The sequence below is a fragment of the Bradyrhizobium sp. WCU1 genome (genome assembly GCF_053474805.1).
Genome location: NZ_CM130280.1, coordinates 7,113,880 through 7,131,882, shown reverse-complemented (window position 1 = coordinate 7,131,882; position 18,003 = coordinate 7,113,880). Strand labels below are relative to the sequence as shown.

Sequence of the window (18,003 nt, the reverse complement as noted above, 5' to 3'; positions counted from 1 at the left end):
CGCGACAAGCGATGATGAAAGCGAAGGTGTTTAGCGGCCGTCGGGCGTGCGGACGCCGGCCCAGTTGTCGCGAACCTGCTGGTAGTGCACGCTCGGATCATAGACGTTGGTCGCAAGGCCCATGACCTGCGGCGACAGGCGGCCGATCGCGTTCAGCACATTGTAGGATGCGACGACGCGGTCATGCTGCGCGGTGACGAGCGCGTTGCGCGCGTTGACAAGCGCCTGCTGCGCATTGAGCACGTCGAGCGTGGTGCGCTGGCCGGCCTTGGCTTCCTCGCGAACGCCGTTCAAGGCGATTTCGGACGCGGTCACCTGCGCTTGCGCCGACGAAACCTGCGATTTGCCGGCGACCAGCTGGCCCCAGGCGGTGACGACGTTGGCGCGCGCCTGATCCCTGGTCTGGTCCAGCACCAGACGCTGCTGGGCCAGCGATTCCTTGGACTGCCGGATCAGCGAGTATTCCGTGCCGCCCTGATAGATCGGCAGCGACAGCTGAACACCGACCGACGCATTGAACAGGCGATACACAGTCAACTGCGTCTCGTAGCCTTGGCTGACCGTTGCCTGCAGCGCAACCGACGGCAGCAGCGCACCTTCGGCAACCTTGGTCTGCAGGAAACTGACGTCGACGCCGTACATCGCAGCGGTGACATTCGGGTTCTGGGTCAGGCTGAGCTCGACAGCGGCGGAGAGCGTCGGCGGAAGGAACCGGTCGACCGGCGAGCCGGGCGCCACATTCTGCGGCTCGACGCCGATGATGCGGCGGTAGTTCGACCGCGTCGTCGTCAGGTTCGATTCCACGGTGAGCTGCTGGCTTCTGCCCGCCGCGAGCTGGGCCTCGGATTGCGCGACGTCGGTGCGCGTCACTTCGCCAACGTTGAAGCGGTCCTGGGTCTGCTTCAGCGTCTGTTCCAGCACGCGCGTATTGCTGCGCTGAACCTCGACGATCGCCGCGTCGCGGAGATAGTCCATATAGATCGTCGCCGCGCTCAGGAGCACGCTCTGCTCCAGCACCCGCAAACCTTCGCGTGCCGACGACACCTGGCTTTCAGCCTGGCGCACCTTCGGCGCATTCTGCGCGTTGAACAACGACTGGTTGGCGGTGATGCCGACGGTGCGCTGCCGGCTCACGCCGGACACCGCCGGGGTTCCCGCCGTCAATTTCTCATCGGTGTATTGTCCGCCGGCGGTTGCGGTCAGCGAGACCTTCGGACGGTAACCCGAGAGTGCCTGCGGAACGTTTTCGTCAATCGACCGCACCTGGGCGCGTTGTGCGTTCAGCTGGGGATTGTTCTGGTAGGACCGCACCAGCGCGGACTCGATAGTTTCGGCGAGTGCGGGCACGGGGCCCATCTCCGCCAACAGAAGGACGGCAGTCGCAGCCGCGGTGATAGCCTTCACCCCTCGCATCCCCGGTAATCCAATCATTGTAGTCGCCGTCTCCACACGCAAGTCAGTTCCGGCGGTCGCTTCAGACGAAGTGAGTCCCGCCTCACCTTAGTCCGCAGCTAAGGGCAACGGAACCACCCCGCAACGGAACATGGTGGAAACTCTTCACATGGGGCAAACGGGCCACACTTCTGATTCAGAACGGGATTTTATCAGCTGGCGCAGCGCGGTAGGGTCAGAAGACGAACGCGGGAAGCCGCTCCAGTCCCGGCAGCACGGGGGCTGTGGCGTCGAACAGCTCGCGATGTCCGAAATCCCCGTGGGAGTGGGTCACGAGGGTGGCGCGCGGCGGCGGCGTCAGGCCGAACACCCCGACCAGCCGGCCCCCCTCCTTGAGCTGTCCAAACAGCCCGGTCGGGACGATCTCGGTCGCACCATTGAGGACGATGACGTCATAGGGCGCGCCCGCGGCATCGCCGTCGGCGGCAGCCGCGGTCTTGACGGTCGCATTCTGGATCCCGAGCTGGGCGAAGGCTGCGGTCGCCTTGGCGGCGAGCGCCGGATCACTTTCGGTGGCACGGACCTCCGCGGCAAAGCGCGCCACGATTGCGGCGGCATAGCCGGTTGCGCAGCCGACGACCAGGACGCGGTCGGAGGCCTTGATCTCGGCGGCCTGCAGCATCCTGGCGAGCAGCGCCGGCGTGATCAGGCAGCGGCTCACCGCGCCGCCCTCGGTCACGTCGAGATCGAGGTCGAGGTAGGCAAGCGCCTGCTTGCTGGCCGGCACGAACACCTCGCGCGGCACGCTCAGCATGGCTTCGAGAATACGATCATCGGTCACGTCGCTCGGACGCACCTGACCATCGACCATGTACTGGCGCGCGGTCGAAAAACCGGTCATTGGCGGGACCCTGCAAGTCGCGGCATTGCCGCTGGAGAAGCTAGAACAGGGCCATCTTTTGGAACAAGCTCCGCCAAAACGCAACACGCCGTTGGCGTGCGGAACCGGTGGCGCGGGGCGCTATTCGATCGTGACGGCAAGCCGGCTGATCAGGCGGGCCACCTCATCGAGATGCTCGGAATCATGTTGCTCGACGGCCTGCGCGAGCCGGCGGACACACTCATCGTCGCTGATCTCGGGCGCATCATTCGGAACGAGCGTCGGCTGCGGCATCGACAGGTCGATCAGATTAATCGGCATCAGAATCACCTCTCAAGACCCGGCAACACGCAGTGTCGACGGCTATTGAGTCGATTTGACGACGATTTTGGTCTGCATGTTGCGGACCACGCGCTTGTGAGTGTCGATGGCGGGACGTGGATGGGGCCAGCAAAGCTGGCTCCCCGGGCTGGATTCGAACCAGCGACCATTCGATTAACAGTCGAATGCTCTACCGCTGAGCTACCGAGGAATAGGCGAACAAATTGTTCGCGAGCGGGCAGCGTATAACAAAGCCTTTCGGGCTTGCAAAGAACCAAATAGGGGCTCCGGCGAAACTTTAGCGCGGGACGGTAAACCACTGCGTTGCAAGGGTTTGCCGGCGTCCCGGGCGCAATGCAGGGCTGTTCCGGCCGTCGAGCCATCGCCGTAGCGGCGCCCGCACATCCCGCCGGCGCGGCCATTCCGCGGCGCCTGTGATTCTGGGACGAGGTGCCAGCCGCCCGCCCCGATGTCATTCCGCAATGAACGACGTGGTCTTGGTGCCGGGATCGTAGCGCAGCCTCAGCACGTTGAGACTGCGGAGGCTGATGCGAAGCGCCGGTCAGCGCGCAGCGATGGCTACGATGAACATCGCGGTCGCCGCCAGCGAGGTGACGGTCCGAACGTGGTTCCAGAAGGTCCAGTCGATCAGATAGCGCGCCCAGACCGGCGCAGCCGCGGCGCTCGCGGGATCGGTGGCCGCAAGCTGGTCGTTCAGCGGCACGTTGAAGACCATGGTGACGATGAACATCCCAAGCACATAGAGGACGCCGCCGCAAATCATCGCAATGGCGCCCGGCTCCTGCCATCGCAGCCCGCCGAGCACGACCAGCACGGCGCAGGACAGCGTGGTGCCGATAAAGACCGGCATGAACGGCGAGCGCAGGATATAGACACTGATCGCGTTCATCGCCGAGATGCCGGCGGCCTGATCGATCCGGCCGAGCGCGGTCATGATGAACGCCGAGAACGCGAAATAGAGCCCGGCGATCTGGCCGCAGCCGAGCGCGGAAAACCACAGCAAGCCCGAGGTCAGGACATTGCGCATCGATTCACCTCCAAATACGAGAAATCCTCGTGTTTGTCAAAAGCGATAAACTCTCGTATTTGAGGCGTCAACCGATTTCGAAGGAGAGCGATGGTGGCCAGACGAAAGGCTGCGCCGGGGGCAACAGAAGGGGCCACGCCGGTGCTGGACGCTCCCCTGCCCGGGCTGGCGCGGCTTGCCCCGGCGCAGCAGCGTAGCCGCGAGCGCTTCGAGCGCATCCTCGCCTGCGCGACCGAGATCATGGCGGAAAAGGGCAGCGAGGCATTCCGCATGAGCGACATCGTCGAACGCAGCGGCGTCGCATTCGGCTCGCTCTATCAATATTTCCCGGACAAGGCCGCGATCATCGGCACGCTGGCGGAACGGCATAACGCGGTCGGACGCGAGTGCGTCAGGCGCGACCTGGCCGCAGTCGCGGCCGCGCGCGACCTGCATCCGGCGCTTTGCCGGATCGTCGACAGCTACTACGAGATGTTCATGCGCGAGCCTGTCATGCGCGACATCTGGCAGGCGACGCAGGCCGATCGCGCGCTGCAGAAGCTCGATGCGGACGACATGGCCGTGCTTGCCGGCCTGTTGTCCGACGCGATCAGGCGGATCGCGCCCGGCATGCCGGCCGCCACCCTCGCCACCTTCTCAGGACTGACGATGACGCTGATCGCAGCCGCCGTGCGCCACGCGATCACGCTGCCGCCGAAGAAGGCGCGGCAGGCGCTGGCGCAATTCAAGGCCATGCTGCCGCACGACCTCGCCGAGTTGACCTGACACCATTGTCACGTCTCGCTAAAATTCCTGCGATATTTGTCTGCTATGAATATCGCCGGGAATTCCGGGAAGAGTTTTTCGTAAGATGTGATTTGTCCCACACGAGGTGCGGCGGTGCCGACCTAGGTTCCCGAAGGAGCTCATCAGTCATTTATTTACCAAAGCGGACGCCATCGTTCTTTTCATAAAATTCGAACGAATCGTTCAATCCGGACCGAAGACAGTTTTGCGACCATGGCGCTCTCGAACCTCGGAGAGCGCGATGAGCGAAGTCGAATTTGATCTGCTGCTAGACGCCGTGCGAACCGCGATCGCGCCTATTGCTCAGGAGGATATTGTGGCCCAGCCCTCGCCCCGCATTCAGCCACCGCCGCCCGCCGCCAATGACAACCAGGCGCCGTGGCCGCTGATTCCGTTTCCTGAAGGCTGGTACGCCGCGAGCTAAGGCGGCTTCTCGTTTGTCGGCTGCAAGCCATTGATGAGATGAGTGGAGGCCACGACCAGAATTGAACTGGTGTACACGGTTTTGCAGACCGTTGCGTAACCACTCCGCCACGTGGCCCCTTGCGGCGCACTTCATATACGCCCTCCGCCCGATAGGCAACCAAGCCGCAGAACTAGCGCCGGCGCTTTCGATAATCCTTCTTCTTCGGTTTTGGCGCCAATTCGGGCATTTTGGCCTGGACTTCGCGGAATCGCGCCAGCATCCGTTCGAAACTGTCCGTTAACGTTGCAGCGATATCGGGCCGCTTCTGCAGTCCGGCCAGCAGGATTGCGGCCGCCTCGATGGTGGACAGACCGTCGCGGCGCGGTTCCCGGCGCAGCTTGCCGTAAAGCGAGGGCCGTTTCGGCCCGAGAATCACCCGCTGGCACTTCAGCATCCAGGCATTGCGCCACCACAGCGCCTTGGCCTGGCTCCAGGTGCCGTCGAGCAGCACGATGCCCTCGATGTCGGACAGGATCGCGCGCTGATGCGGCTCGAGCTCGCCCTTGCGGTTGATCGCGACGATCTCCGCTTCGGTATCGAGATCCTCGACCTTGGCCGAGCCGAGATAGAGCACCGCCCAGCGCGACGGATCCGGTACCGGCCGGCCGAGCGCCTTGGCCAGGCTCGGCCACGACAGCCCGATCCGCACCACGGCGTTCTCGAAATGCCGCGCCAACAGCCGCGCGGTGCCGAGCGCCCTGTCCTGCTCCTGCGGATGGATCAGGATCAGCAGCTGGATGCGGCTTTCGATCGGCGTGACGCTGTCGCAGATGCACAGCGGCAGCGGCTTGCCGCAATCCGGGCAATCCTCGATCTCGGCGGTGACGTCGGGTTTGACTTCGGTCGGTTCGGACATGCTTCGCTATACGCTCACGACGGCACAATTCAAACTATTCCGCCGGCGCGTGCACACCTGATGGCTCGCGACGCCGGCGCAGCCTGTCGATCAACAGGTAGATCACCGGCGTGGTGTAGAGCGTCAGGATCTGCGACACGAACAGGCCGCCGATGATGGTGATCCCGAGCGGCCGCCGCAGCTCGGTGCCCGGGCCGGTCGCAATGACCAGCGGAATGCCGGCGAACAGCGCCGCCATCGTCGTCATCAGGATCGGGCGGAAGCGCGCCCGGCAGGCCTCGAAGATCGCATCCCGCGACGACAGGCCCTGATGCCGTTCGGCCTCGAGCGCGAAGTCGACCATCATGATGCCGTTCTTCTTGACGATGCCGATCAACAGGATGATCCCAACGAAGGCGATCACGGTCAGCGGCGTATTGGTCACCTGCAGCGCCAGCAAGGCGCCGAGGCCGGCTGACGGCAAGGTCGAGATGATCGTGATCGGATGCGCCAGGCTCTCATAGAGCACGCCGAGCACGATATACATCGCGACCAGCGCGCCGAGGATCAGGAGCGGCTGCCGACCGCTGGTCTTGTTGAAGTCGCCGGCATTGCCGTCGAAGCTGCCGCGAATGCCTTCCGGCATATGCAGCTCGTTGACCGCCTGCTGGATGTTGGTGGTCGCGACCTCCAGCGGGACGTCCGGCAGTAGATTGAACGACACCGTGGTCGAGGGGACGCCGCCGGAGTGAAACACCGCGAGCGCCGACAATCCCTTCTGGTAGTGCACGAGTGCCGACAGCGGCACCTGCACATCATTGGCCCCGGCGACATAGATACGCTCGAGATTCGACGGATCACTCTGGAATCTCGGGTCGATCTCGAGCACCACGACGTACTGGTTGCGTTGGGTGTAGATGTACGAGATCTGCCGCTGCGAGAACGCGTTGTTGAGCGCGTTGTCGATATCCTGCACCCGGACGCCGAGGCTGGAGGCCATCCTGCGGTCGATCGCGAGGTTGAGCTGCAGGCCGCCGGGATCGCGGTCGGCCGAGACGTCCGTGATGCCCTCCACGGTCTCCATGCGCTTGGCGATGAGCGGCGCCCATTTCTGCAACAGGTCGAGATCGGTCGAGGCGAGCGTGTACTGGTAGTCGGAATCGCTCTGCCGGCCGCCGGTGCGGATGTCCTGCGCCGCGAACATGAACAGGCGGATGCCGGGCACCATGAACAGGTTGCGGCGCAGCCGGTCGATCACCTGGGCGGTCGACATGCCTGCCCGCTCCTCCGGCGGCTTCAGGCTGATGAACATGGTGCCGCGGTTGGAGGTGGCGCCGCCCGGGCCGCCGCCGGAGCCGACCGACGAGCCGATGCCGGCAACCGCGGGGTCGGCCATCACGATGTCGGCGAGCCGCTGCTGCAGGGCGAGCATCGACTGGAACGAGATGTCCGCCGACGCCCGCGTCGAGCCGATCACGAAGCCGCTGTCGTCGGTCGGGAAATAGCCCTTCGGCGTCTTGACATAGAGCGTCACGGTGAGCGCGACGGTGGCGAAGAACACCACCAGGGTCAGGAAGGGATAGCCGAGCACGATCCGCAGGGTCGACGCATAGAATGCCACCACCCGCGACAGCGTGCCCTCGATGGCCCGGTCGTACCAGGTGGCGTGATCCGAAGTCGTCTCCTTGATGTAGTGCGCGCAGATCATCGGCGTGATCGTCACCGACACCAGCGTCGACACGATGATGGCAAAGGTCAAGGTCAGCGAGAATTCGCGGAGCAGCCGGCCGACGATCCCGTCCATGAAGATCAGCGGCGTGAAGGCAGCGATCAAGGACAGCGAGATCGACAGCACCGTGAAGCCGATCTGCTTGGCGCCTTCGACCGCGGCCGGATATGGAGCCATGCCCTGCTCGAGATTGCGGTACATGTTCTCGATCATCACGATGGCGTCGTCGACCACGAAGCCGACGGAGATCGCGAGCGCCATCAGCGACAGATTGTCGATCGAGAAGCCGGCCAGCCACATCCCGGCACAGGTGCCGGCCAGCGCCAGCGGCACCGACACGCCGGCCGCGATCGTCGGCACCACGCGGCGCAGGAACACGAACACCACGACCATCACGAGAATGGCGGTCGCCAGCAGCGTGAACTGCATGTCCTCGACGCTGGCTCGGATCGTTCCGGTACGATCGACCAGGGTCGAGATATCGACACCGGCCGGGATCCACTGCTTCAATTCCGGCAGCAGCCTGCGAACGTTGTCGACGGTGTCGATGACGTTGGCATCACCCTGCTTGGTGATCTGGATCAGCACCGCCGGCTGCTTGTTGAACCAGGCAATCGAGCGCGAGTTGCGGACGGAATCCTCGACCTCGGCGACGTCCGAGAGGCGGACGAAATTGCCGTTCGAGCTCTTGATGACGATGTCGCGGAACTCGGCCGCGGTGCGCATCTGCTTGTTGATCGACAGCGTCTCGCTCTGGCGGTCACCGTTGAAGATGCCGACGGGGCCGAGCGGATTGGCATTGATGATCGCAAGCCGGACGTCGTCGGTCGCGATCCCGGCATTGGCCAGCGACACCGGATTGAGCGCGATGCGCACCGCCGGCTGGTCGGCGCCGCTGACGGTGACCTCGCCAACCCCGGGCACCTGCGAGATGCGCTGCGCCAGCACGGTGTCGGCGACATCGTACATCGCGCTGGTCGAGATCGTCTTCGAGGTCAACGCCAGCACGAACACCGGCGCCGCGGCCGGATTGGCCTTGCGGAACTTGGGCAGCGACGGCAGGTCGCTGGGCAGATCGGCGAGCGAGGCATTGATCGCGGCCTGCACGTCGCGTGCCGCGCGGTCGATGTCGCGGCCGATCGAGAACTGCACCTGGATGCTGGTGGTGCCGAGCGAGCTCGTCGAGGTGATCTGGTCGACACCAGAAATGGTGCCGAGCTTGCGCTCCAGCGGAGCGGCGACGGTCGCGGCCATGACAGAGGGATCGGCGCCGGGACGCGACGCCGAGACCCGGATGGTCGGGAAATCGACGTTCGGAACCGACGACACCGGCAGAAACTCGTAGGCGACGATCCCGACCAGGAACAGCCCGATCGCCAGCAGCGTGGTGCCCACCGGCCGGCGAATGAAGGGCTCCGAGATCGAGATCACTGCATGCCCTCGGTGGTGCCCGCGATCGGCGGGCCGCTGGGACCTGGCTCCGGCACGGTCCGCTCGATCCGCCGGTTGAGTCGGTCGAGCGCGAGATAGATCACCGGCGTGGTGTAGAGCGTCAGCAACTGGCTCAGCAGCAGGCCGCCGATGATCGAGATGCCGAGCGGGAAGCGTAGCTCGGCGCCGGTGCCGCTTTCAATCGCGAGCGGCAGCGCGCCGAACAGCGCCGCCAGCGTCGTCATCATGATCGGCCGGAAGCGCAGCAGACAGGCCTGCACGATCGCGTCATAGGACGACATGCCCTGATGCCGCTCGGCCTCCAGCGCGAAGTCGATCATCATGATCGCGTTCTTCTTGACGATGCCCATCAGCAGGATGATGCCGATCAGGCCGATCACCGAGAGGTCCTGCCCGCACAGCATCAAGGCGAGGATGGCGCCGACGCCGGCCGAGGGCAGCGTCGACAGGATGGTGATCGGGTGGATGTAGCTCTCGTAGAGCACGCCGAGCACGATGTAGATCGTGATGATCGCGGCCAGGATCAGCCAGGGCTGTCCGGCCAGCGAGCGCGCGAATTCGGCGGCGTCGCCGGAATAGATGCCGACGATGCTGCCGGGCATCCCGATCCTGGCCTCGATCGCCTTCACCGCCTCGACCGCGTCGCCGAGCGCTTCGCCGGGCGCCAGGTTGAAGCTGAGCGAGACCGACGGAAACTGGGCCTGATGCGAGATCGCGAGCGGCGCCGTGGTGCGGACCAGGGTTGCCACCGCCGACAGCGGCACCTGCGCGCCGTTGGCGCCGGGCAGATAGAGCTTGTCGAGAATCGACGGGTCGCGCTGGTACATCGGCAGCGCCTCGAGCACGACGCGGTACTGGTTGGCCTGGCCGTAGATCGTCGAGATCTGGCGCTGCGCGAAGGCGTCGTTCAGCGTATCCGTGACACCCTGGAGACTGACGCCAAGCTGGCCGGCGCGCTGGCGGTTGATGTCGAGCGCCGCGCGCAAGCCGCCCTCCTGCGCCTCCGACGAGACGTCGCGGAAGATCGGGTCGCGCCGCATTTCGGCGACAAGTTTCCGCGCCCATTGCGAGACCTCGGCGGCATCGGTCGCGGTCAGCGTGTACTGGTATTGCGAACGGCTCGACTGGGTCGAGATCTGCACGTCCTGCACCGGCTGGAAGTAGACCGTCATGCCGGGGACCATCGATATCTTCTGCTTGAGCCGCTCGATCACGTTAGCGACGCCATCGCGCCGCTGATCGAGCGGCTTCAGCGTCATCACCAGGCGGCCGACATTGGTGGTCGGATTGACCGAGCCGGAGCCGATCACCGAGACCACGCCGACGACGTCGGGGTCGGCCTTGATGATGTCGGAGACTGCGCTCTGGCGCCGCTGCATCTCGTCGAACGAAACGTCCGGTCCTGCCTCGGTCACCGCCGTGATCGAGGAAGTGTCCTGCAGCGGCAGAAACCCCTTCGGCGCCAGCACATACATGATCAGCGTCAGCGCGATGGTCGCGAACGTCACCAGCAGCGTCGCGCGCTGGCGCTGCAGCACCCAGAGCAGCGTGCGATGATAGAATTCCACCATGCGGTCGATGAAGCGGCTGACCGCGGCCAGGCCCGGGACCGCCATCTCCTCATGGATGTTCTTGAGCAGCCGCGAGCACATCATCGGCGTCAGTGTCAGCGAGACGATCGCCGAGGTCACCACCGCGATCGTCAAGGTCAGCGCGAACTCGCGGAACATGCGGCCGACCAGACCGGACATGAACAGCAGCGGGATGAACACGGCGATCAGCGACACCGTCAGCGAGATCACGGTGAAGCCGATCTCGCTGGCACCCTTCAGCGAGGCTTCCATGACCGTCTCGCCGTCTTCCATGTGGCGGACGATGTTCTCGATCATCACGATCGCATCGTCGACCACGAAACCGGTGCCGATGGTCAACGCCATCAGGGACAGATTGTCGAGGCTGAAGCCCGCGAAATACATGATGCCGAAGCTCGTGATCAGCGACAGCGGCAGTGCGACGCCGGCGATCAGGGTCGCGCGCAGCGACCGCAGGAACAACAACACCACCAGCGTCACCAGCACGACGCTCAGGACCAGCGTGAACTGCACGTCGCGGACCGAGGCGCGGATCGTCACGGTGCGGTCGGAGACGACGGTCAGCTTGACGCCGGCCGGCACCGCGCGTTGCAGCCGTGGGATTTCGTCGCGGATCTGCTTGACGACGTCGATCACGTTGGCACCCGGCTGGCGCTGGATGTCGATGATGACGGCCGGCGTGCCCTGGTACCAGCCGCCGGTGCGGTCGTTCTCCAGCCCGTCGACGATCTGCGCGACGTCGCCGATCGTGACCGGCGAGCCGTTCCGATAGGCGATGATGATCGGCCGGTAGGCATCGGCCGCGGCAATCTGGTCGTTGGCGGCGATGGTGTAGGATTGCTGGGCGCCGTCGAGCGAGCCCTTCGGCCCCGACACGTTGGCGCCGGCGATCGCGTTGCGCAGATCCTCCATCGCGATGCCGTAGGCCGCAAGCCGCGCGAGGTCGGCCTGCACGCGCACCGCCGGCTTCAGGCCGCCGAGGATCGAAACCCGGCCGACGCCTGAAATCTGGCTCAAGCGTTGCCCGAGGATGGTATCGGCGAGATCGCTCATCGCCCGCAGCGAGATGGTGTCCGAGGTCAGCGCGAGGGTCATGACCGGCGCGTCCGCCGGGTTCACCTTGGCGTAGACCGGTGGATACGGCAGCGACTTGGGCAGGATGCCGGCGGCGGCGTTGATCGCGGCCTGCACGTCCTGGGTGGCGCCGTCGATGTCGCGGTTGAGGTCGAACTGCAGCGAGATCTGGCTGACGCCGAACGAGCTTGTCGAGTTCATCGACGACAGCGACGGGATCTGCCCGAGCTGCCGCTCCAGCGGCGCCGTGATCAGCGAGGCGACCACGTCGGGACTCGCGCCGGGCAGCTGGGTCGACACCTGGACCGTCGGGAAATCGACCTGCGGCAGCGCCGAGACCGGCAGCGCCCAATAGCCGAGCGCGCCGCCGATCATCAGGGCGATGCCGAGCAGCGAGGTGGCGATCGGCCGGCGGATGAACGGTTCGGAGACGCTCATGGTTGCGTTCTCGCTGCAAGGTCAGACATTACGAGGTCAGGATATCGCTCATGGCTGCGCTTTCGGCGAGCCGCCCGGCTGTTCGCCCCCTGCCGCCGGCGCCGGCCCGGCCTGCCCCTTCTGATCGCCTTCGCCGGGCTCGCGCCGGCCGTGCGGCTCGCCGTTCTTGCCCTGCCCGTCCGGCTTGCCGTCCTTGCTCTGGCTTCCACTCTTGCCGTCGGGACTGCGGCTGCGCTTGCGCGGCGCGAGATCGGCGGCGGGCGGCCCGTCGTCCTTGCCGACAATGACCTTGGAGCCATCGGCGAGGTTGGCAAAGCCCGTCGTTACGACGCGGTCCGAGGTGGTCAGGCCGCTGGCGATGACGGCTTCATGCTCGTTCTGCTGTGTGACCGTGACCGGCTTGGCGGAGACGACGTTGTCCGCGCCGATCACATAGCTGAAGGTGCCCGCGGGACCGCGCTGCACGGCCGAAGTCGGCACCACGATCGCCTGCGGCAGGATCTCAACCTTGAGCCGCACATTGACGAACTGCCCGGGCCAGAGCTGGTAGCTGGCATTCGGGAGCTCGGCCTTCAGCTTCAGCGTACCGGTGGTCGGATCGACCTGATTGTCGATGCCGGTCAGCTTGCCGGTGTCGATCACGGTGACGCCGTCATTGCCGAACACGTCGACGGCCAGCTGGCCCTTCGCGGCCGCGGCGTTGACGCGCATGATCTGCTGCTGCGGCAGGCTGAACCACACCGCGATCGGCTGTAGCTGGGTCAGGATCACGAGCCCGGTGGTGTCGGAGGCGTGAATGATATTGCCCTGGTCGACCTGGCGCAGGCCGGCGCGGCCGGAAATCGGTGCGACGATCTTGGTGTAGCCGAGCGTGGTGCGCGCATTGTCGATCTGGGCCTGGTCGGCCTTGATGATGGCCTCCTGCTGCGCGACCAGCGCACGCTGCGTATCGGCCTGCTGCTTGGAGCCCGCGTTGGTGGCAGCGAGTTGCTCGTAGCGGGCAAGGTCGATTTTCTGATTGGCGAGCAGCGCCTCGTCCTTGGCCTTCGTGGCCACCGCCTGATCGTACTGCGCCTGATAGATCGCGGGATCGATCTCGCCCAGCACGTCGTCCTTCTTGACGTCCTGGCCCTCGAGGAAATTGACCTTGAGCAGCTTGCCGTCGACCTGCGAGCGCACGGTGACGGTGTTGAGCGCCTTCACCGAGCCGACGCCGTCGAGATAGACCGGTACGTCCTGCACATGCGGGGTGGCCGCAAGCACCGGCACCGGCAGATCGGGCCGCGCGCCCGCGCCGCGCCCGCCGGCTCCATTCGACTTGGGCTGGAAGGCGAGCCAGCCGAGATAGCTGAGGCCGGCCAGGATCACGAGCGTGATGAGCAGCGACACCATGCGCCCCAGCAGGCGCGAGATCAGGCTCCGCTTGCGCGGCGCGGTGCTTTTCTCGTCATCCGCAGAGTCGGGCTTAAAGAGCATCGACCGGTCTTTCCATCTTCGGTTCCCAGCCGCCCCCCAAGGCCTGATAGAGGCTCACGATCGCCAAGAGCCGGGCAAGTTGGGCCTGGGAATAAGCGTCTTCCGCCTGGAACAGGGTCAGCTGCGTGTTTAGCACAGTTACGATGTCGGCAGTGCCGGCCTTGAGCTGCTGCTCGGCGAGGTCGAAGGCGCGCCGCGACGACGACAGCACGTCGCGCTGCAGTTGTAGCCGCCGCGACGTTTCGCGGATCGCGACCAGCGCGTTGTCGACATCGGTGAACGACTGGACCACCGTCTTGCGATAGGTCTGCAGCAGCTCGTCCTGCTTCGCCTTCGCGTTCTCGAAATTGCCGAGGATGCGGCCGCCGTCGAAGATCGGCTGGGTCATACCGCCGACCAGATTGAAGAAGGCGGCATGCGGCTGGAACAGCGAGACCAGCGCCTGGCTCTGGTAACCGCCCGTCCCGGTCAGCTGGATACTTGGGAAGAACTGCGCCCGCGCGCTGCCGACATTGGCGGTGGCGGATGCCAATTGCGCCTCCTGGCGGCGGATGTCGGGACGCTGGGTCAGCAATTCGGACGGCAGGCCCGGCGTGACGCGGGGGACGGCAACCGCGTTGAGCGAGCCGCCGGCGACGCGCACGCTTTCGGGCGGCCGCGACACCAGCACCGCGAGCGCATTGACGTTCTGGTCGAGCGTCTGCCGAAGCGGCGGCACCAGCGCGCGCTGGTTGGCGACCACGCTCTCCTGTTGCGCGACGTCGAGATCGGAGCCGGTGCCGGCCTTGAAGCGGTCCCGGATCGCATTGAGGATGCGCTCGGCGCTGGCGATGTTGCGCTGCGCGGTGCGGAGCCGGTCCTGGGTGGCGAGCACAGTGAAATAGGCATTGGCTACGCTCGTCAGCGTGGTCAGCGCCACCACCTCGCGATCGAACCGGTTGGCGACCGCAGTCTCCTCCGCCGCCTGCGCGGCGTCGCGATTCTGGCCCCAGAAGTCGAGCTGGTAGCTGGCGCTGAGCGAGGCGTTGTAGTTCACCACTTCGCGCCCGCCATTGGTGAGACCGCTCGCGCTGGAGCCTGAGGTGCGGGAATAGGTCTCCGATCCGTTGAGATTGACGGTTGGCAGCAGCGCCGCGCTGGCCTGCCGCGCCAGCGCATCGGCCTGGCGGAAGCGGGCGACCGCCGCGGCGATATCGAGGTTGACGGTCTGCGCCTCCTCCATCAGCTGGGTCAGCTCGCTGGATCGGAAGCCGCGCCACCAGTCGAGCGTCGGAAGCGCATCGCCGGGCCGGCCGAGCCGCGCGGCCTTGTAACCCTGCGGCACGTCGAGCGCAGGATCGGGGATGTCCTGGGTCAGGATACAGCCGGCCGAGCCCGCGACCAGGCCGAGCGCGACGATCGAGCGTCCGGCCAGCCGTCCCAGGCGGCCGGCGAGGCCGAACCGGCCTCCAGGCACCATCACGGATGCGGGCTGGGTCACACCCGCTCTCCGCCGGAGCCAGACCTTGCCCGTGGCGCACGAGCGACGCGTTCAGCGGTGGTCTGGGTGACGTACACGGGCTAATGCTTTCAATGGAACCTGACTGTCCTATCCTACCCTTGGGACGATGGAGCGGACAGCCCCGTCACGGGCGCACGGCGTCGCATCGCAAGCGATTCGAGGCCAGCCTGATTGCGGGCTTTCCCCTATTTTTAAGGCATTTCCGCGCGTTTCAGGCCGGTGCCGGAAGTCATATTCTAACAAAGATTTCATGGGGATTTCTCGGCCCTGTTGCGCCGAAACCGCAGCGTCCAGCGCCCTGCCCGGCGCCCCGATGATCCAGATCGCGCGATCCGTCGTTACCTTCGAGAGATTCGCTGCTTTGCGTCCCATAGCGGCGTTCAACCTTCGGACCCGACATGACCTACCTGTACGCCTACCTGTCGACATTGATCGTTTTTCTGCTCTGCGACATGGCCTGGCTTGGAACGATGGCGAGCCGACTGTATCGCCCGACTCTCGGCGACATCCTGTCGGCCGAGGTCAACCTGCCTCCGGCGATCGTGTTCTATCTGGTCTACCCGGTCGGGCTGGTGGTGTTCGCCGTGCTTCCGGCCCTGAAGTCGGGAGGCCTTGGCTCGGCCGCGCTCAGCGGCGCGCTGCTCGGTTTCTTCAGCTACATGACCTATGACTTGACCAACCAGGCGACGTTGCGGAACTGGACCGTCCAACTCACATTGCTCGACGTCACTTGGGGGACGTTGCTTGGCGCAATTTCCGCGACGGCGGCGTATTTCGTGACATCGAGGCTAGTCCCCTGACGTCAGCTTCGGAAACGGAAGGAACGCCCGGGTCCGCGCCTGCACGTCGCGGAACTGCTGCCCGCGCGAACGCAGCATGTGCTGTTCGAGCGGCGGCACGCCGGACACGTGGACCAAGACCCAGTACATGCAGGCCGGCGCCAGCAGCGTGATCCAGCCCGCCGGATATGAGGGGTCGATCGCGATCAACGGATAGGCCAGCCAGCACAGCCATTCAAAGAAATAGTTCGGATGGCGCGACCACTTCCAGAGCCCCGCCTCACAGACCCGCTGCCGGTTGGCGGGATCCGAGCGGAATCTGCGCAGCTGCGCGTCGGATAACGCCTCCCCGATCAGGCCGGCCAGCAGCAGCAGCGCACCGATGAAATCCGCAAACCCGAGTTCGGGGCGCGGATTATGTGCAGCGAGCGCGACCGAGACCGCCAGGAGCAAACCAACTGCCGCCTGCGCCTGCAGCTGCAGGAACATCCGCCTGCCGGCAGTGGCGCCCCATTGATCGATCAGGTCGCGATAGCGCGGATCATCGCCTGCCTTACAGGTTCGCAGCAGCAGATGACCGCCGAGCCGGAGCGACCAGATGGCGACCAGGATCGCGACCACGATCTGCCGCGCGCTGGCCGTCTCGCCCGGCGGGACCGAGACAACGCTGGCCAGGCAAGCGACCAGGCCGGTCCCGAATGTCCAGCAGACATCGATCCATCCCGTGGCCCCGGTCCGGCGCTGAATGAACCAGGCTATCGCCATAACCGCAGACATCGCGAGTGCCATGACGACGAATTGGAAGATCAGCGGGAGCAGGCTCATGGAGCTATCTTCCGGCGCAGCCATCACATGCGGATCAACGGCTGCAATAAGCGGCCGATCACTCCGTTGAGCCGCAAATCGCCCTGCATTGCGACCAGGCAAATACAGTCTTCCATGGAGTCGATCCTGATGTCGTGATCGACCGCCCCGTCCCCCAAATCGAAATCTCCGGGTCCGAACTGGCCGCCGGCGTGAACGAAGCTTCCCGACAGCACGCAGGTCATCTCAAAGCCGGTGTGCGTGTGCTCGATCATTCTCGTTCCCGGGCTGGACTTCAGCAGAAAGACGCGCGTCGCGCTCGGCTCGGGTAACCGGATCGGTCGCAAATGCACCTTTGGCGCAATCCATCGCCACGAGCTGTCGGGATAGCTGCCCAGAAAGTCCGGCAAGCCCGGCACGTCGCGGAATGCCCGCCCCTGGCGCTGCACGGGGGCGGGAATCTCCGATGCCTCGTCCAATCTGCGCTGCAAGGCCTCAAACGATCCGTCAGACATCGCGGATGGAGGCAGCGCAGCCAGCACCGCGCCGCCGACATGCTCCATCGCCTGCACCGCTCCGCGGCACTTGGCGCAGCCGACCAAATGGGTAGCAATCGCAACGTGCTGGCCAAGATCGAGCGTACCGGCTGCGAACGCGCCCAACAGCTCGTCCGGGGGGTGATGATGGACGGTCATGAGAAGTCATCCAGCAAGTTGCGCAGCCGTGCCATCGCGAGCCGCAGGCGCGATTTGACGGTGCCGAGCGGAATATCCAGCACCCTTGCGATCTCCGCATGGGCTGCTTCGTGAAAGAACGATAGCTCGATCACCCGCATCTGCTCGTCGGGCAGCGCCGACAGCGCGTTACGGACCCGCGCTTCGATTTGAGATGCCGCCACCCCAGCGTCAGGCGACGGCCCCTCATCGCGCTGAAACTCGAGCTCCGTCTCGGACGTATCGTTGGTTGGAGTTCGCCTCTGACGACGGAGCGCGTCGATGCGCAGGTTGCGCGCGATCGTGAATATCCAGGCTGCGGCACCACCGCTTTTGGGATCGAACAGACTGGCCTTCGACCACACCAGGAACAGGGCCTCCTGCGCCAGTTCGTCGGCAAGCTGCTCGCTCGCGCCCGAGCGCTGCATGAGCGTCTTTATGCGCGGCGCAAAATGCCGAAACAGCGCAGCGAAGGCCTCGCGATCCCTTCGAATCGCAACGGCTTCGATCAGCCGGGCCCAACGGGCCGCATCCGACGTCTCATTGTCGGGAGTTTCACTCAGCATGCCGCGCGGGCACTCCCTGTCGTTACGGGCTACGCGACCGCAATACCGGATCGCACCCGGCCTGACCAGACCGGCAACCCCGGAGGTATGTCGTAGGGCGGTTTGCATGCAACAGGAACGCCGTCGGTCCGCGGTTGGATCACTGCCGGTG

The 18,003-nt window shown here is 65.2% G+C and carries 15 protein-coding genes and 2 tRNA genes; 3 read left to right on the top strand and 14 right to left on the bottom strand.

Annotated elements, in window-relative coordinates; genetic code table 11:
* Positions 1 to 30 precede the first annotated feature (30 nt).
* The 5 genes from ACTUWL_RS33475 to ACTUWL_RS33455 form a co-directional block, all read right to left on the bottom strand.
* The gene (locus tag ACTUWL_RS33475; RefSeq protein ID WP_021079327.1) at positions 31 to 1,413 is read right to left on the bottom strand and encodes a TolC family outer membrane protein; all 1,383 of its coding nucleotides are present in this window, start codon (positions 1,411 to 1,413) and stop codon (positions 31 to 33) included.
* A 214-nt stretch (positions 1,414 to 1,627) separates the two neighbouring features.
* Positions 1,628 to 2,293, bottom strand: coding sequence for a protein-L-isoaspartate O-methyltransferase family protein (locus ACTUWL_RS33470; protein WP_021079326.1), 666 nt, complete (start codon positions 2,291 to 2,293; stop codon positions 1,628 to 1,630).
* A gap of 120 nt (positions 2,294 to 2,413) precedes the next feature.
* Positions 2,414 to 2,593 carry a hypothetical protein gene (locus ACTUWL_RS33465; RefSeq protein ID WP_021079325.1) on the bottom strand — a complete coding sequence of 60 codons (180 nt, stop codon included), beginning with the start codon at positions 2,591 to 2,593 and terminating at the stop codon, positions 2,414 to 2,416.
* 136 nt (positions 2,594 to 2,729) lie between these two features.
* Positions 2,730 to 2,804, bottom strand: a tRNA-Asn gene (locus tag ACTUWL_RS33460).
* Positions 2,805 to 3,155: 351 nt separating this feature from the next.
* On the bottom strand, positions 3,156 to 3,641 hold the full coding sequence (locus ACTUWL_RS33455; protein ID WP_021079324.1) for an anthrone oxygenase family protein: 486 nt from the start codon (positions 3,639 to 3,641) through the stop codon (positions 3,156 to 3,158).
* A gap of 93 nt (positions 3,642 to 3,734) precedes the next feature.
* On the opposite strand from ACTUWL_RS33455, the gene ACTUWL_RS33450 reads away from it, so the two are divergent.
* Both ACTUWL_RS33450 and ACTUWL_RS33445 read left to right on the top strand, forming a co-directional pair.
* Complete coding sequence (locus ACTUWL_RS33450; RefSeq protein WP_035651660.1) at positions 3,735 to 4,406, top strand: TetR family transcriptional regulator; 672 nt, start codon at positions 3,735 to 3,737, stop codon at positions 4,404 to 4,406.
* Positions 4,407 to 4,668: 262 nt separating this feature from the next.
* Positions 4,669 to 4,851 (top strand): hypothetical protein, encoded by a 183-nt coding sequence (locus ACTUWL_RS33445; RefSeq protein ID WP_021079322.1) that lies wholly within the window; start codon positions 4,669 to 4,671, stop codon positions 4,849 to 4,851.
* Between the two features lie 43 nt (positions 4,852 to 4,894).
* On the opposite strand, the gene ACTUWL_RS33440 is transcribed toward ACTUWL_RS33445, so the two are convergent.
* The 6 genes from ACTUWL_RS33440 to ACTUWL_RS33415 all read right to left on the bottom strand — a co-directional run bounded on the left by ACTUWL_RS33440 (position 4,895) and on the right by ACTUWL_RS33415 (position 14,948).
* Positions 4,895 to 4,968: transfer RNA gene (locus ACTUWL_RS33440), tRNA-Cys, on the bottom strand.
* Between the two features lie 55 nt (positions 4,969 to 5,023).
* Entirely contained in the window at positions 5,024 to 5,749 is a 726-nt protein-coding gene (locus ACTUWL_RS33435; protein ID WP_021079321.1) for a tRNA-uridine aminocarboxypropyltransferase, read from the bottom strand.
* A gap of 34 nt (positions 5,750 to 5,783) precedes the next feature.
* Positions 5,784 to 8,888, bottom strand: coding sequence for an efflux RND transporter permease subunit (locus tag ACTUWL_RS33430; protein WP_021079320.1), 3,105 nt, complete (start codon positions 8,886 to 8,888; stop codon positions 5,784 to 5,786).
* Positions 8,885 to 12,013, bottom strand: coding sequence for an efflux RND transporter permease subunit (locus ACTUWL_RS33425; protein ID WP_021079319.1), 3,129 nt, complete (start codon positions 12,011 to 12,013; stop codon positions 8,885 to 8,887). Before ACTUWL_RS33425 ends, ACTUWL_RS33430 begins: the two co-directional genes overlap by 4 nt.
* A gap of 48 nt (positions 12,014 to 12,061) precedes the next feature.
* Positions 12,062 to 13,489 (bottom strand): efflux RND transporter periplasmic adaptor subunit, encoded by a 1,428-nt coding sequence (locus ACTUWL_RS33420; RefSeq protein WP_106940304.1) that lies wholly within the window; start codon positions 13,487 to 13,489, stop codon positions 12,062 to 12,064.
* Positions 13,479 to 14,948: an efflux transporter outer membrane subunit gene (locus ACTUWL_RS33415; RefSeq protein ID WP_035651597.1), complete on the bottom strand. Its 1,470-nt coding sequence runs from the start codon at positions 14,946 to 14,948 to the stop codon at positions 13,479 to 13,481. The genes ACTUWL_RS33420 and ACTUWL_RS33415 overlap by 11 nt, the downstream gene beginning before the upstream one ends.
* Positions 14,949 to 15,388: 440 nt before the next feature.
* Between ACTUWL_RS33415 and ACTUWL_RS33410 the strand changes: the two genes are divergently transcribed.
* On the top strand, positions 15,389 to 15,790 hold the full coding sequence (locus ACTUWL_RS33410; RefSeq protein WP_021079316.1) for a DUF2177 family protein: 402 nt from the start codon (positions 15,389 to 15,391) through the stop codon (positions 15,788 to 15,790).
* Here ACTUWL_RS33410 and ACTUWL_RS33405 read toward each other — a convergent pair.
* The 3 genes from ACTUWL_RS33405 to ACTUWL_RS33395 are packed head-to-tail and all read right to left on the bottom strand — an operon-like array spanning position 15,779 to position 17,852.
* Positions 15,779 to 16,594, bottom strand: a complete 816-nt coding sequence (locus ACTUWL_RS33405) for a DUF1295 domain-containing protein (RefSeq protein ID WP_021079315.1) — start codon at positions 16,592 to 16,594, stop codon at positions 15,779 to 15,781. The two genes, ACTUWL_RS33410 and ACTUWL_RS33405, sit on opposite strands and share 12 nt — an antisense overlap.
* Before the next feature lie 23 nt (positions 16,595 to 16,617).
* On the bottom strand, positions 16,618 to 17,268 hold the full coding sequence (locus ACTUWL_RS33400; RefSeq protein ID WP_021079314.1) for a ChrR family anti-sigma-E factor: 651 nt from the start codon (positions 17,266 to 17,268) through the stop codon (positions 16,618 to 16,620).
* The gene (locus ACTUWL_RS33395; RefSeq protein WP_021079313.1) at positions 17,265 to 17,852 is read right to left on the bottom strand and encodes a sigma-70 family RNA polymerase sigma factor; all 588 of its coding nucleotides are present in this window, start codon (positions 17,850 to 17,852) and stop codon (positions 17,265 to 17,267) included. The genes ACTUWL_RS33400 and ACTUWL_RS33395 overlap by 4 nt, the downstream gene beginning before the upstream one ends.
* Between the last annotated feature and the right edge of the window lie 151 nt (positions 17,853 to 18,003).

Excerpts from the sequence above, each read along its gene's own strand:
- ACTUWL_RS33420 (WP_106940304.1), bottom strand. The coding sequence starts at position 13,489 with ATGCTCTTTAAGCCCGACTCTGCGGATGACGAGAAAAGCACCGCGCCG.
- ACTUWL_RS33465 (WP_021079325.1), bottom strand. The coding sequence starts at position 2,593 with ATGCCGATTAATCTGATCGACCTGTCGATGCCGCAGCCGACGCTCGTT.
- ACTUWL_RS33475 (WP_021079327.1), bottom strand. The coding sequence starts at position 1,413 with ATGCGAGGGGTGAAGGCTATCACCGCGGCTGCGACTGCCGTCCTTCTG.
- ACTUWL_RS33445 (WP_021079322.1), top strand. The coding sequence starts at position 4,669 with ATGAGCGAAGTCGAATTTGATCTGCTGCTAGACGCCGTGCGAACCGCG.
- ACTUWL_RS33415 (WP_035651597.1), bottom strand. The coding sequence starts at position 14,948 with ATGGTGCCTGGAGGCCGGTTCGGCCTCGCCGGCCGCCTGGGACGGCTG.
- ACTUWL_RS33400 (WP_021079314.1), bottom strand. The coding sequence starts at position 17,268 with ATGACCGTCCATCATCACCCCCCGGACGAGCTGTTGGGCGCGTTCGCA.
- ACTUWL_RS33425 (WP_021079319.1), bottom strand. The coding sequence starts at position 12,013 with ATGAGCGTCTCCGAACCGTTCATCCGCCGGCCGATCGCCACCTCGCTG.
- ACTUWL_RS33470 (WP_021079326.1), bottom strand. The coding sequence starts at position 2,293 with ATGACCGGTTTTTCGACCGCGCGCCAGTACATGGTCGATGGTCAGGTG.
- ACTUWL_RS33405 (WP_021079315.1), bottom strand. The coding sequence starts at position 16,594 with ATGAGCCTGCTCCCGCTGATCTTCCAATTCGTCGTCATGGCACTCGCG.
- ACTUWL_RS33435 (WP_021079321.1), bottom strand. The coding sequence starts at position 5,749 with ATGTCCGAACCGACCGAAGTCAAACCCGACGTCACCGCCGAGATCGAG.
- ACTUWL_RS33455 (WP_021079324.1), bottom strand. The coding sequence starts at position 3,641 with ATGCGCAATGTCCTGACCTCGGGCTTGCTGTGGTTTTCCGCGCTCGGC.
- ACTUWL_RS33410 (WP_021079316.1), top strand. The coding sequence starts at position 15,389 with ATGACCTACCTGTACGCCTACCTGTCGACATTGATCGTTTTTCTGCTC.
- ACTUWL_RS33395 (WP_021079313.1), bottom strand. The coding sequence starts at position 17,852 with ATGCTGAGTGAAACTCCCGACAATGAGACGTCGGATGCGGCCCGTTGG.